The organism is Streptomyces sp. NPDC030021 (genome assembly GCF_055574035.1).
The window spans coordinates 64,631-76,754 of the sequence record NZ_JBVIAH010000009.1; the positions used below are offsets into that span (position 1 = coordinate 64,631).

The following is a 12,124-nucleotide window of genomic DNA, read 5'->3' on the forward strand; positions in this document are numbered from 1 at the left end:
ATAGGGGGTCGGCTAGCAGGACTGCTGTGTGGGGCACGCGGCATCGTCGGACAGCCGGAAGCGAACGCCCGTGAGCGTTTCGGACAGCTCCCACAGCCGGCGGGCGGTGGCGGTGTCACGTATGGCGCGCTCCCGGCTTCGCAGGACCGGCTCGCCGCGTAGCTGCAGAGGCCCGCCGGGCACGACATACGCTCCGCCCGGCAGGTCCGGGACGGTCGCGGCGTACAGGGAGGTCTTGGCGCCTTCGGGGGTGGGGCGGAAGGCAACGCGGAGCAGCAGCCGGGTCAACGCTCCATAGAGTCGGCCGCGGTTGCCGTTGGCGCCGCCGGTGAGAACGTTGGTGCGGGTGAGTCCGGGGGCGACGGCCGTGCTGCGCAGTCTCAGGCCGGCGGCGTCGGCGCGGCGTTGCAGTTCGGTGGCGAAGTAGAGGTTGGCACGCTTGGACTGCAGGTAGCCGAACATGGCGCGATAGCGGCGTTCGGCGTTGAGGTTGTCCAGGTCGAAGCGGGCGAACCGCTGGCCTTCGCTGCTGACGGTGACCACCCGCGGATCGGGCGACGCCAGCAGATGGGGCATCATCAGCCCGGTCAGGGCGAAGGTGCCCAGGTGGTTGATCCCGAACTGCGACTCGAAGCCGTCGGCGGTCCGGGCGAACGGCACCATCGCCACGCCGGCATTGTTGACCAGCAGATCGAGCCGGTCATGGTCCCAGCCCTCGGCGAAGGCCCGCACGGAGGCAAGATCGCCCAGGTCGAGGAGGCGCATCTCGGCATGGACACCGGGTGCCCGGGCGAGCAGCCGGTCCAGGGCGGCCTGCCCCCGCTGGGGACTGCGGCAGGCCAGCACGACGTGGGCGCCTCGGCGAGCGAGCGCCTCTGCTGTGACCTGGCCGATGCCGCTGTTGGCCCCGGTCACCACCGCCAGGCGGCCGGATTGGTCGGGGATCGAGTCGGGGGTCCACGTACGGAATGTGCGGGGCATGGCTTTCCTTCTCCTGGGGCGAGGGCGTAATGGGTTGAGATCGTCCGGCGCACAGCCGGACAGGAGCCACTCAACGCAACTTCCAGTTGCGATACGCTGGAGCCTGACACGTGAGTACCTGCTAACGCAACTGGGAGTTGCAATGGAGTTGGGTTCCTCCGGCCCCGCCCGTCCGGTCGGGCGCGGCCGCAAGGCTCAGGAGGCGGTGCGCGCCGCCACCCTCGCCGAGTTGGCGGACAGGGGATATGCCGAGCTGACCGTCGAGGGCGTGGCTCAGCGCGCCGGGGTGCACAAGACGACGGTCTACCGGCGCTGGAAGGACCGAGCGAGCCTGGTCGTCGACGCGCTGGCCGAGCGCTTCGCCACCGACATCCCCATTCCGGACACCGGCGCCGTCGAGACCGACCTGCAAGCGCTCGCCCAGGCACTCGTGCAGAGCATGACGGGGCCGGTGGGCAGGGCGGTGCAAACCGCGATGTACTCCGACGCCGGCCGGCTGCCGGAGATCGCCGAGGCGCGGCGGCGGATCTTCGCCGACCGGTTCCGGCGGGCCGAGCCCGTGGTCGCCCGCGCCATCGAGCGGGGCGAACTCCCGGCAGACACCGATCCGGTCGAGCTGATCAAAACGCTGGTCGCTCCGATCCACTTCCGGTTGCTGGTCAGTCCTGATCCGGTCGAGGAGGGCACCGCCGACCTGGCTGTGCGGATCACGCTCGCCGCCGCCCGCGCCGGCGCGCTGACACAGGGCCCGGCCGCATCTGGCGAGGCAACCGAAGCGGACGCCGGTCAGGCATGAAGGACGGCGTGCTCGCCCCGTGCGTACAGTGCCGCCAGAGGGGCATCCCGGCCGGTAGTCACACAGGCCGACAGGCGCCCTCCGCCATGGTCGCGGCCGGCACAAACACCGGAGCATTCCACTCCACCACCGCAAGCCGGTCGAACTGCGGGCTCTCCTGCGTACCGCCCACCAGGTCGTGCCGGAAGGCGACGGGAACGCGCTGACCGAGCGCGACAGCCGCGCGCCGGCACCCCGCGCGGACGGCGGCCGGCTCTGCCCGCACGTCCGTCCCGGGCCGCTCGCCGACGGCTGCGAAGGCCCTGGCGGCGGCTGCGTGCAGCTCTGCCCGCACGGTCGCAACGTCGCCGGGGAGCACCGTGAGTTCGGCGGCGTCCGCGACCGCGCCGACCAGCCGCGCCACCTCGGCCGGCCCGGACACCGACCGGTGGACGTGGACGCCGAGCATCCCGGGCACCCAGCCTTCGAGAGCACCCCGGACGTACTCGCACAACCCCTCGATACCCGCATGCGGGCCCTCGGGCGCGATACCGGCGCTCATCTCCCCCTGGTCACCGCCACCACCGGCAACACTCCTCGGCAAGGGCCCGGCGGGCCCGGGGCCGGAACATGCGAAAGGCCGTCCCCCTTGGGTGACGGCCTCAGCCCGTCTGACCCCGGCGGAGCTTCGTCGCGGTCCACTCGGCGCCGTACCGGCACAGCGCGTCCGCGGACGGCGGCAGCCACTCCGCCGGATGCTGATCCGCCTTCGACCGGTTCGAACGCGCTGTCACCGCCACCAGGGAAGCCGGCCGGCCCTGGTCGTTCGCGTACGCCTCCCGACGCGCAGCAGTCCACGAACTGGCGCCGGCCGGCGGGGAGCCTCATTCCAGTTGTGCCATGTTCCCGCTGAGGGCCCTGTTGGACCGGGGCGTCGGCTGCGGTGGCTCATATGTCGGGGCCGTCCGGGTCAGGCGACCAGCTCGTAGACGCTCCGGGCCGTCAGCCACAGGCCTGCAAGCAGGGAGAGCGTCACGATCAGCTGCTCCTGGTGCCGCTCCAGCCAGCTCCGCAGGGCGTTCAACCGGGCGTCCGCGGCCGCGGGCGCCCAGACCGCGTACATCTCCATGACGATGAGGCTGAGCGTGGCCAGCAGACAGTAGCCGGTCAGTGCGAGCCAGTCGGTGAGGGTGGAGAGGTTCGCGTCGACGGCGGTCGCGGCGCCGGCGCCTACCAGTGCCCAGGGCTGCAGCAGCCATGCCAGGCCGGCTGCCGTGGCCGGGGAGGCTCCGTCGATTCGGGCGGTCCAGCGGGGCGGACCGTGCGGGCGGGGCGGTCGGCGGTGCCTGTGTGCGCCGTACAACACCAGGGCCACGCCGAAAGCAAGTTTCGCGGCGACCGCGGCGGTCGAGGGCACGCTGTGACGAGCCGGGGGCTGACCTCCGGTCAGCAGCATCACGCATGCGATCACCGCGATCAGGTTGGCCAGCCACGACAACAGGAACGCCAGGCCGTTGCGGACGCCGCGGTGTGAGGAAAGCAGCAGGATGAAGCCACTGTTGTGCAGGGGCCCCAGGGTGACGGCCGTACCGATCACCACCAGGTCGAGGACCATCGGATCAGCCGCTCCTGGGCGTCAGGACCGTCCGCCACGTGTGGACGGGCGGGACCGGTCGGCATGGTCGGGCGGCTCTGTTGCGGTGCTGTTTCGGTGCTGCACCACGACTCTGCAGGCGGCGGTCCGGCCGGTCAAGCAGGCCACGCCCGCGCCCACGCCCGCGTCCATCCGGTCCTCAGACCTGCTTTCGACGGCCAGCCGGCAAGTCCGCGCACGAACACGGCCGACGACCGCCTGACCGACTGCGGCCGCCGTCGCCGAAGTGAAGCCGCCACCCGCACCGGCATGTCGCCGGAGGGCTCCAGGATCCTTCACCGCCGATCCCGGCCCGGCATGACACCGCGTCCCACGAGTCGATCGAGTGGTCCTACGCGTCCCTCAGCGCGCGCTTGAGGATCTTGCCGGTGGCGTTGGTGGGCAGGACGTTGCGAAACTCCACGATGCGGGGGTACTTGTAGCCCGCCATCTCGTCCCTGCACCAGTCGATCAGCTCCTCCTCGGTGAGCGTCGAGCCTGGGGCGCGGACCACGCAGGCCTTGATCTCCTCGCCGTGGCGGTTGTGCGGCACGCCGATGACAGCCGCCATGCTCACGTCGGGATGAGTGACCAGTACCTCCTCGATCTCCCGCGGGTACACGTTGAAGCCACCGCGGATGATCATGTCCTTGGCTCGGTCGACGATGTAGAACCAACCGTCGGCGTCCCGGCGGGCCAGGTCGCCGGTGCGGAACCAGCCGTTGCGCATCACCTCGGCGGTCGCCTCGGGCCGGTTGTAGTAGCCCTTCATGATGTTGTGGCCGCGGATGACGATCTCGCCGATCGCGTCGGCGCCCTGGACCGGTGTCCAGTCCTTGTCGACCAGGTCCACCTCGACGCCCCAGACGGGGCGCCCGATGGAGCCCGGACGCACCTCCTCGCCGGGCGGCACGAAGGTCGCCGCCGGGCTGGTCTCCGAGAGGCCGTATCCCTCCATGATGGTGACCCCGAACCGCTCACTGAACCGCCGGTGGATGTCGACCGGCAGTGCCGAGGCTCCCGACCCGGCCATCCGCAGGTTCTCGGCGATCAGCGACAGGTCGACATCGGGTGCCTCCTCTTCGAGCAGGGCCCAGTACATCGTGGGAACACCCGCGAAGAAGGTGACCGCATGACGCTGCATCAGGGCCAGGGCGGACCGGGCGTCGAAACGTGGTAGCAGCACCAGCGTCGCCCGGGAGGCGAGGCCGGCGTTCATCTGGACGACCTGGCCGAAGGAGTGGAAGAGCGGCAGCGTGATCAGGTGGACGTCGTGCTCGACCTCGCCGAACAGCTTGTGGCAGGTCAGCACATTGAGCATCACGTTGGAGTGGGTGAGCTCGGCGCCCTTGGGCCGGCCGGTGGTGCCGGAGGTGTACAGGATGAGCGCGGTGTCACCGGGCTCGGTGGCCACCGTCTCGAAGTCCGCGCTCTGGCCGGCCAGCGCCGCGGTCAGGGTCTCGGCGCCCCCGATCGGGGAGACCTCGGTGGGGGCGGCGGTCATCAGGAAGAAGTCCTCGCAGCCGGCGGTCTCACCAAAGCCGGACCAGCCTTCCTGCCCCATCGGGAGGTCTGCGGTGCCCTCGAAGCAGAAGTAGGCCTTCGCCTCGGAGTCGGCGAGGTGGTACGCGATCTCCCGGCCCTTGAGCAGCACGTTGAGCGGGACGACCACCGCGCCGGCCTTGAGGATGCCGTAGTAGGCGATCGGGAACCAGGGGAGGTTCGGGCAGGACAGTGCGACCTTGTCTCCGGGCTGGATGCCGCGCGAGCGCAGCAGGTCGGCCACCCGGCGGGCGGCCGTGTCCAGCTCGGCGTAGGTCAGCCGCTGGGTGCCCAGCACGACTGCCGTGCGGTCGGGCACGGTGCGGGCGCTGTTCTCCAGCAGGGCGGCGAGATTGAGCATGAGGTCTCCGTGGGGGATGCTTCTGCGGGGGCCGTGGGCGTGGCGGCTACGGGGTCGGCAGGACCGGGGGCGGTCGGGGTCAGCCCCGCAGCGCGGCGGCGAAGAGTGCGGGCAGTTTCGTCAGGCTCGGCGCCGCTGTGAAGCGGGTGAGGCGCTGCACCGTGGTCAGCGCCGTGCGGTGGGTGACGAAGTACGGGGGGCGCGGGGACAGCGACGGGTCGCCCGTGAACAGGCCTCGGGGGGCCGGTGCGAACGGGGCGCGCAGCACGGTCTTCTCGATGTCTTCGAGCATGAAGGCGTTGTGCACGAAGCCGATGCCGCTGCCGATGTCCTGGCGGGTGTGGCCGGGGAAGGCGCCCCACGGGGTGAAGCCGAGGAGGAAGCCGACGCCCGACCAGCAGTTGACGCCCAGTGTGCCGTAGCGCAGATCGGCGATGGCGGTGCGCACCGTCTCCCGGTGGGCGTTCTCGGTCTTCGGGTGGACGATCAGGGTTGCGCCCAGGGTGCCGGGCAGGGTGTCGTTGGCGAAGTCGACGGCGTGGCACAGGAATTCGGCCGGGGTTGCACCGGGCAGGCGTACGACGCCCAGGGCGCTGCCGAAGACCTCGTCGGTGATGAGGATGTCGTCGTGGTGGTCGGTGATGTCGGGGACGAGCAGCCGGCAGTCGTCGCCGTGCGTCTCCGCCTGCGGGTGGGCGTCGCGTACTGCGGCGAGACGGTCTGCGGCGCCGGGGTAGTAGTCGGTGCGCGGGGGCAGATCGCGCAGTACCCGCCGGATCTCGTCGAGCAGCCGTTCCGTGCCGTCCCAGTCGCGCGGCAGTACCAGGATCTGGCTGGCGATGCAGTTGTGGCCGGAGTTGTTCATCTTGCTGGTGACTATGTGCTCGGCCTGGAAGCGGAAGTCGGCTTCGCTCCATGGGCCCGGCGCCACGATGCACGGGCTGATGCCACCGAGTTCGCTGCTGAAGGGCTTGGCGATCAGCGGGAGGTCGTCACAGCGCCGCTGTACGGCGCCCGCGTCGGTGCCCCAGACGATGGTGTCGTGGGTGCGGTCGCTGCCGGTGACGTGGATGGTGTCGATGCCGTCGTGGCGGGAGAGATAGGCGCCTTCGGCCGCGCCGCCGTCGACGAAGCGGACCCAGCCGCGTTCGACGAACTCGGCGAAGACGTACGCGAGGTGGGGGCGGAGATAGTCGTTGACCGGGTTCATCTTGGCGATGACGACCTGGCCCTCGGCGTAGAGCTTGTGCAGGATGTCGAGCGCGGTGATGGCAGCTACGTTGCCGGCGCCGAGTACGAGGGCCAGGGCCGGGTCTCCCTGCCTGCCCCGGTACTCGCCCGCGGCGCGCGCCCGCGCCTGCTCCGGTGTGATGCCGGGGCGCATCCACACCTGCGCGCGGAATCCGTTGAGCAGCAGGGGGTCCCAGCCGGTGGCGGGGAAGACGTCCACCCGGGTGCGGCTGTGCTCTTCGCGGACAGCCCGGGCGTCCAGCGGATCCCGGCCCGCGGCGATCCGGCGCAGGACGTGCAGGAGAGCCGCGGTGTTCTGGGCCAGGGCCCAGGGGCCGCCCATCCAGTCTTCCGCCGCCCAGGGCGAGTCCGGTTCGTACCCCTTCGCGCGGGAGCCCGCAGCGGCCATCTCGGCCGCACGTGCGATGACGCGCGGCTGCAACCGCTCCAGGAGGGCGATGCGTTCGGCGAGCGGGGTGGCGGACCAGGACTCGGCGTTGCCGCGTACGTCGGCCACGGTGCGGTCGAGGAGGGAGGTGTCGAGGGCGCTGGTGTTCAACGTCGTCCCTTGCGGAAGGTCGGGAGTGGGAAGGGCGGGGCTGCCCCGTGCGTTGTGCCCAGGAGCAGGCCCGTACGTGTCGTCACACGGAGAGCAGGCGGGCGTCGCGGTCGGGGTTGATCAGTGTGACGGCGGCGGTTCCGCCCACCAGGAGCAAGGCACCGGTGATCAGGACGGCGTCCTGGTAGCCGCCCGCTCCATGGGTGTCCACGAGGCTGCCGATCAGCGTCGGGGCGATCAGACCGGCGGTGGTCACCGCGGCGTTCATGATGCCCAGGGCGCCGCCGCGACGATGGGCAGGAGCCAGCTCCATGATGGTGGTGGCCGCGATGCTGCCCATCGCTCCGGCGAGGCCGAATGCGCCGATCAGCAGCACGACGGTCACGGCACCGGCCGGGGCGACGGGCAGGGCCAGACAGGAAACGCCGGAGCTGAGCAGAAGGGCGCCGCCGACCCAGCCGCGGGCCTGCCGGCTCGCGATTCCGCGGCGCAGCATCCAGCCGGTCAGGGCCGCTTGTCCGAGCACCAGGATTCCGCTCAGACCCCAGAACAGCATCAGCAGCTGTGTGGATGTGGCCGAGGAGTAGCCCAGCCCGTCACGGAGGTAGGAGGGGAGCCACACCAGGGCGAAGGCGATCACCCAGTAGGTGCTGAAGTAGCCGATCGTGACACCGATCCAGGTGCGGGTCGCGAGGATCCGGCGGTACGGCATCCTGGGCTGTGCCTCGCCCCCGGTACCGGCCCCGGTCCCCTTGCCCGTCCCCGGCCCGTCGTCGGAGGCCGCCTCGGCCGGGGAGTCGTTGTCCGACATGGTCGCGTACGGCCCCTCGTCGCCGAAGGAGATCCACAGCAGCGTCCACAGCACGCCGGCCAGCGCCACCGCGGCAACGGCCGAGCGCCAGCCGTGATGGTTGATCAACCACGTCAGTACGGGAGCGGCGACCAGGACCCCCAGCGTGATGCCCAGGACGATCAGCGCCCCAGGCAGGTTGCGACGGTGGTTGGGGAACCACGACAGGGTCGTCTGCTGGGCGACCGGGTAGGCGGGCCCCTCGGCGGCGCCGAGGAGAACACGTGAGGCGATGAGCACCGCGAGCCCTCCCCCGACGGCCAGTGGCGCCTGGGACACGGACCAGAGGACAGCCATGATCAGCAGCAGCCACTTCGGCCGTACGCGGTCGGCCAGCAGGCCCACCGCGGCGCCGGAGACCGAGAACAGCAGGAAGAACGCGCTGCTGGCGAGTCCGAAGGCCGATGCGGACAGGCCGAGGTCCTGTCGGATCTCCTCTGCGGCCAGACCGAGCACGGACTTGTCGGCGAAATTGATCATCATGAAGACGACGAGCAGCGCCGTGACGATCCACGCGCGGCGTCTCGTTCTGCTCGGCGCCCTCGGGGGGCCGGCGGGCACAGCGGGTGCGACGTCGATATCGGTCACGAGGGCTCCGCGGAGACTGGATGGGGAGGGGGGGAGGGGCCGGGAGCTCGTTCAGGAGAGCGGGACGCCGGCGATGGCGATGCGCTCCATGACACGTCGCTGCGGAAAGTAGTCGTTGATCGCGTAGTGCTGGGTGGCGATGTTGTCCCAGATCGCGACGGAGCCCGGCTGCCAGCGGAAGCGCACCTGGTACTCGGGAATGCGGGCCTGGAGGACGAGCTCGCCCAGCAGTTCGCGGCTCTCCACGTCCGACAGGCCGACGATCCGGGTGGTGAAGGGCTCGTTGACATAGAGCAGCTTGCGGCCGGTGCGCGGGTGGCGGACGACCACGGGGTGCTCGACGGCCGGCAGGTTCTCACGGTGCGCGGCGAGCTGGGCCTCGGTCATCAGCGACCCCCAGCTGGGCACCCAGTCGTGCACTGCGGTGAGGTCTTCGATGCGGTCCTTCATCAACTCGGTGAGGTTGTCGTAGGCGGCTGCCATGTCGGCCCACATGGTGTCGCCGCCCGCGGACGGGACCTCGACGGCACGCAGGACGGAGCCGAGGGCCGGCGCGGCCATGAACGAGTGGTCGCTGTGCCAGATGTTCTCCGTGCCCATCGCCATGGCGTCCTTGGCCAGGCGCGAGCAGCCGACGGTGCCGCCCTTGGGGAAGAAGGGGTTCGGCTCCGGTTCGCCCCACAGCCCGGAGAAGGCGAGCTGGGCCTGCGGGCCGAAGGCGTGCTGGTCCCGGAAGAACAGCACCTTCCACTCCAGCAGGGCCTGCCTGATCTCCGCCGCGAGGGCCTCGCCGATCGGGAGCGAGAGATCGACGCCCTCGACCTCGGCGCCGATGTGCGGCGTGAGCGGGCAGACGTCCAGAAGGAGGTAGTCGGGCTGCTCCGCGCCCGGCGCGATGCGGTCGAGCGTGCGCTTCCCGTAGTGCATCAGTGGCTTGTCGAGCGCAGGGGCGGGGGTGGTGACGGCGCTGTCCATGAGGCCTCCGTAACGAGGGAAGGAAAATCGTTACCGGAAGTATCGTTATTGGGCCATGGAGAGGCAAGAGACCTGGTGGCACGAAAATATGAGGCCGGAAGCCGGAAGCCGGAAGCCGTCAGCCGCCCGCGCCGACCACGCCGACCACGCCGACCGCCCGGGCGACGAGATCGACCAGCGCGTCCACGAAGCGGGTGTCGGGCAGCTCCCGCTCACCGATCAGCCGGAAGAGCAGTGGTGCGGCCACCAGGGTGGCCGCGGCCCGGACGTCGGTGGCCGGATCCACGTCACCGCGGGCGATCCCCCGTTCGAGGATGCGCCTCGTCTCGCTCGTGATCCGCTCGGTGTACTCCGCGTACTGGGCTCGGCCCGCCCCGATCTCGGCCGCCGCCCCGATGAGGCCCGCGATCAGCCGGTCGGAACCCGGCAGCCGGTAGGCCTCCAGACGAGCGGTGAGCACGAAGCGGATCTCGGCGCGGAAGTCGCCCAGGTCGGGTACCGACAGGACGCCGATGCGGGTTTCCGCGGCAGCGATGATCAGCTCCTGCTTGGTGGGCCAACGCCGGTAAATGGCGGGCTTGCTCACCCCGGCCCGTGCCGCGACGGCGTCCATCGTGACCGCCTCGAACCCCTGCTCGGTGACCAGGTCCACGACCGCGTTGAGGACGGCTCCGGTGACCCGCTCCTCCCGCGGTCGTCCCGGTCCCCGCTCCGTACCGCGCGACTGCGTATCCACCATGCACCGAGCCTACGATCTCCACCGGACCACGCGGACCAGGAGGCACGGGGCGACCGACGTTCAGTCGGGGACGGGACGAGTCACCCAGAGCCCTGGGCTGACCCGCGATTGATCGGGGCGTGTCGGCCTGAGGTTGCGCCGGCGTATGACTCCTCGCCGTGTGGACGGGCACGACTCCGTCCGCCACGCGCAATCCAGGGGGGGAAGGATCTCGCGTCGTCCGTTGAAGCCGCAGCGGCGTCCGGCGCCTGGACGGGAGCATCAGGGCGCGACTTCGGGGACGATTCAGTCGGCCCGCCCGAAGGCGAGGTACGCCTTCGGGCAGCCGGCCACGTACCCCAGCAGCACCTCACGCTTGGCCTGGCCCACCGCCCGGCCCCACGACGCTCGGTCGCCGCCCACTCGCGACGCACTGGCACCACCGGAGACGGCAACCGTCGCCCTGGAGGTCACTCGATGTCTCGCCAGGCGGGCTCGAGGCGGTCGAGGAGGGCCTGGAAGGCGACTGTGGCCCGGTCCCAGTCACCGTCGGCGAGCGGCGCGTGGAGCAGTCCCAGCGTGGCATCGACCAGGAGCGTGGCCTCGGCGTCGGCTCTTGCCCCGGACATGCCGAGGCCGGCGAACGCAGCGGTCAGCAGGCGCCTCCATTCGTCGAGCAGGTTGCGCATGACGGGGCCGTAGCGGCTGGGGTTGAGCACACTGGCCGTCATCACCTCGAAGGTGACGGGGAGAACGGCGCGACGCTCGGCAAGCGTGAACCGGCGCCACAGTTCCTCCACGACGCGCCGCATCCCCACGGCATCCACGGGGGCGCCCGCGGTATCGAGCGCCTGGCGCAGGACGAGAACCGGTCGCCCCTCGTCCTGGGCGAGCGCTTCGGCGACCAGCCGGTCCTTGGTGCCGAAGTAGTAGAGGAGCATGCGGTCGCTGGTGCCGAGCGCCTTGGCCAGGGGGCGGAGGGACAGGTCCGCCAGCCCGTTGTGGATCACGTATTCGCGGACCCTGCGCAGTAGGTCGGCGCGTTTCCCCAGGTCAGCCGCTCGCCCCATGCAATCACTCGCCCTCTGACCTCTACATCATAAATGTCTGATATGTGAGGTATTTACTGTAGCACCTGCTACAGGTATAGTTGAAAGCTGTAGCGAGCGCTACATGAACCCGGCCGGGAACACCGGCGCCAGGAGGCGAAAGGCTCTCAGGGAGCCGATGAAGGGAATGATCAGCATGGCCGTCCAGGTCGGCCACCGCACAGCTCACAACGCCGCACAAGCCGGCGCGCTCCCCGCCTGGCGTCAGGCACACCGGGGCGGATCCCGCCTGCCTGATTCCCCGCGCGGCATGCAGCACGACCACGCTCACGCCCGCACGTCCTGGGCAGCACGCCAGATGGCACTGTGGTCGCGAATCCTGGCCACCCCGGACACCTCCGCCATCCGCCCCGGCGCCTGCGACACGTCCTGGCCCGTGGCTCGCGAAGCGGCTTCGGTCGGCCGTACTCGGCGAGTCCTCACCGCCCAGCTGTCCTCGTGGGGGCTTCACGAACTGACGGACACCACCGGGCTCCTGGCCAGCGAACTGATCACAAACGCCCTCCGCCACGCCTACGGCCCCATCCGCGTCCACCTGCGCGTACACGGCACCCTCCTGCGGTGCGAGGTGGAGGACGCCGACCCCACCGGCCCGGCCCCCCGCACCGCCGGCGCCGGCGCCGAGAGCGGACGCGGTATCGAACTCGTCACCGCACTGGCCCAGACCTGGGGAAGCGAACCCACGCCCACCGGCAAGACGACGTGGTTCGAACTGCCCCTCCCCAGCCCCGGGCACGACCGGACGCAGGCGGCCCCGACACGGTGACCCGTGTGCGCTTCGCTGCTCCGCTCTCCCCCGGCTA

General features: G+C 70.7%; 11 protein-coding genes and 1 pseudogene. 2 read left to right on the plus strand and 10 right to left on the minus strand.

Annotated features, from left to right (window positions below; translation table 11 throughout):
- Positions 1–12: 12 nt before the first annotated feature.
- Positions 13–981 (minus strand): oxidoreductase, encoded by a 969-nt coding sequence (locus ACZ4YL_RS19490; RefSeq protein ID WP_468117840.1) that lies wholly within the window; start codon positions 979–981, stop codon positions 13–15.
- A 205-nt stretch (positions 982–1,186) separates the two neighbouring features.
- Here ACZ4YL_RS19490 and ACZ4YL_RS19495 point away from each other — a divergent pair, with 205 nt between their 5' ends.
- A complete protein-coding gene (locus ACZ4YL_RS19495) occupies positions 1,187–1,777 on the plus strand; it encodes a TetR/AcrR family transcriptional regulator (protein WP_468117842.1) in 591 nt (196 codons plus the stop codon).
- A gap of 58 nt (positions 1,778–1,835) precedes the next feature.
- On the opposite strand, the gene ACZ4YL_RS19500 is transcribed toward ACZ4YL_RS19495, so the two are convergent.
- The 9 genes and pseudogenes from ACZ4YL_RS19500 to ACZ4YL_RS19540 form a co-directional block, all read right to left on the minus strand.
- Positions 1,836–2,318, minus strand: coding sequence for a hypothetical protein (locus ACZ4YL_RS19500; RefSeq protein ID WP_468117844.1), 483 nt, complete (start codon positions 2,316–2,318; stop codon positions 1,836–1,838).
- A gap of 118 nt (positions 2,319–2,436) precedes the next feature.
- A pseudogene (locus ACZ4YL_RS19505) lies at positions 2,437–2,628 on the minus strand (HNH endonuclease); the annotation flags it as partial.
- Positions 2,629–2,726: 98 nt separating this feature from the next.
- Positions 2,727–3,371, minus strand: coding sequence for a GAP family protein (locus tag ACZ4YL_RS19510; protein WP_468117845.1), 645 nt, complete (start codon positions 3,369–3,371; stop codon positions 2,727–2,729).
- 370 nt (positions 3,372–3,741) lie between these two features.
- Entirely contained in the window at positions 3,742–5,292 is a 1,551-nt protein-coding gene (locus ACZ4YL_RS19515; RefSeq protein WP_468117847.1) for a long-chain-fatty-acid--CoA ligase, read from the minus strand.
- 79 nt (positions 5,293–5,371) lie between these two features.
- Complete coding sequence (locus ACZ4YL_RS19520) at positions 5,372–7,081, minus strand: aldehyde dehydrogenase family protein (RefSeq protein ID WP_468117849.1); 1,710 nt, start codon at positions 7,079–7,081, stop codon at positions 5,372–5,374.
- Positions 7,082–7,163: 82 nt separating this feature from the next.
- Complete coding sequence (locus ACZ4YL_RS19525; protein ID WP_468117850.1) at positions 7,164–8,519, minus strand: MFS transporter; 1,356 nt, start codon at positions 8,517–8,519, stop codon at positions 7,164–7,166.
- A gap of 51 nt (positions 8,520–8,570) precedes the next feature.
- Positions 8,571–9,494: a TauD/TfdA dioxygenase family protein gene (locus ACZ4YL_RS19530; RefSeq protein WP_468117852.1), complete on the minus strand. Its 924-nt coding sequence runs from the start codon at positions 9,492–9,494 to the stop codon at positions 8,571–8,573.
- Between the two features lie 118 nt (positions 9,495–9,612).
- Entirely contained in the window at positions 9,613–10,233 is a 621-nt protein-coding gene (locus ACZ4YL_RS19535; RefSeq protein WP_468117853.1) for a TetR/AcrR family transcriptional regulator, read from the minus strand.
- 449 nt (positions 10,234–10,682) lie between these two features.
- On the minus strand, positions 10,683–11,282 hold the full coding sequence (locus ACZ4YL_RS19540; RefSeq protein ID WP_468117854.1) for a TetR/AcrR family transcriptional regulator: 600 nt from the start codon (positions 11,280–11,282) through the stop codon (positions 10,683–10,685).
- 157 nt (positions 11,283–11,439) lie between these two features.
- Here ACZ4YL_RS19540 and ACZ4YL_RS19545 point away from each other — a divergent pair, with 157 nt between their 5' ends.
- Entirely contained in the window at positions 11,440–12,087 is a 648-nt protein-coding gene (locus ACZ4YL_RS19545) for an ATP-binding protein (protein WP_468117855.1), read from the plus strand.
- The last annotated feature ends 37 nt before the right edge of the window (positions 12,088–12,124 follow it).

Bases quoted from the DNA above. Each gene is read 5' to 3' on its own strand.
- ACZ4YL_RS19490 (WP_468117840.1), bottom strand. From the start codon at position 981: ATGCCCCGCACATTCCGTACGTGGACCCCCGACTCGATCCCCGACCAA.
- ACZ4YL_RS19500 (WP_468117844.1), bottom strand. From the start codon at position 2,318: ATGAGCGCCGGTATCGCGCCCGAGGGCCCGCATGCGGGTATCGAGGGG.
- ACZ4YL_RS19510 (WP_468117845.1), bottom strand. From the start codon at position 3,371: ATGGTCCTCGACCTGGTGGTGATCGGTACGGCCGTCACCCTGGGGCCC.
- ACZ4YL_RS19515 (WP_468117847.1), bottom strand. From the start codon at position 5,292: ATGCTCAATCTCGCCGCCCTGCTGGAGAACAGCGCCCGCACCGTGCCC.
- ACZ4YL_RS19530 (WP_468117852.1), bottom strand. From the start codon at position 9,494: ATGGACAGCGCCGTCACCACCCCCGCCCCTGCGCTCGACAAGCCACTG.
- ACZ4YL_RS19535 (WP_468117853.1), bottom strand. From the start codon at position 10,233: ATGGTGGATACGCAGTCGCGCGGTACGGAGCGGGGACCGGGACGACCG.
- ACZ4YL_RS19540 (WP_468117854.1), bottom strand. From the start codon at position 11,282: ATGGGGCGAGCGGCTGACCTGGGGAAACGCGCCGACCTACTGCGCAGG.
- ACZ4YL_RS19545 (WP_468117855.1), top strand. From the start codon at position 11,440: ATGAAGGGAATGATCAGCATGGCCGTCCAGGTCGGCCACCGCACAGCT.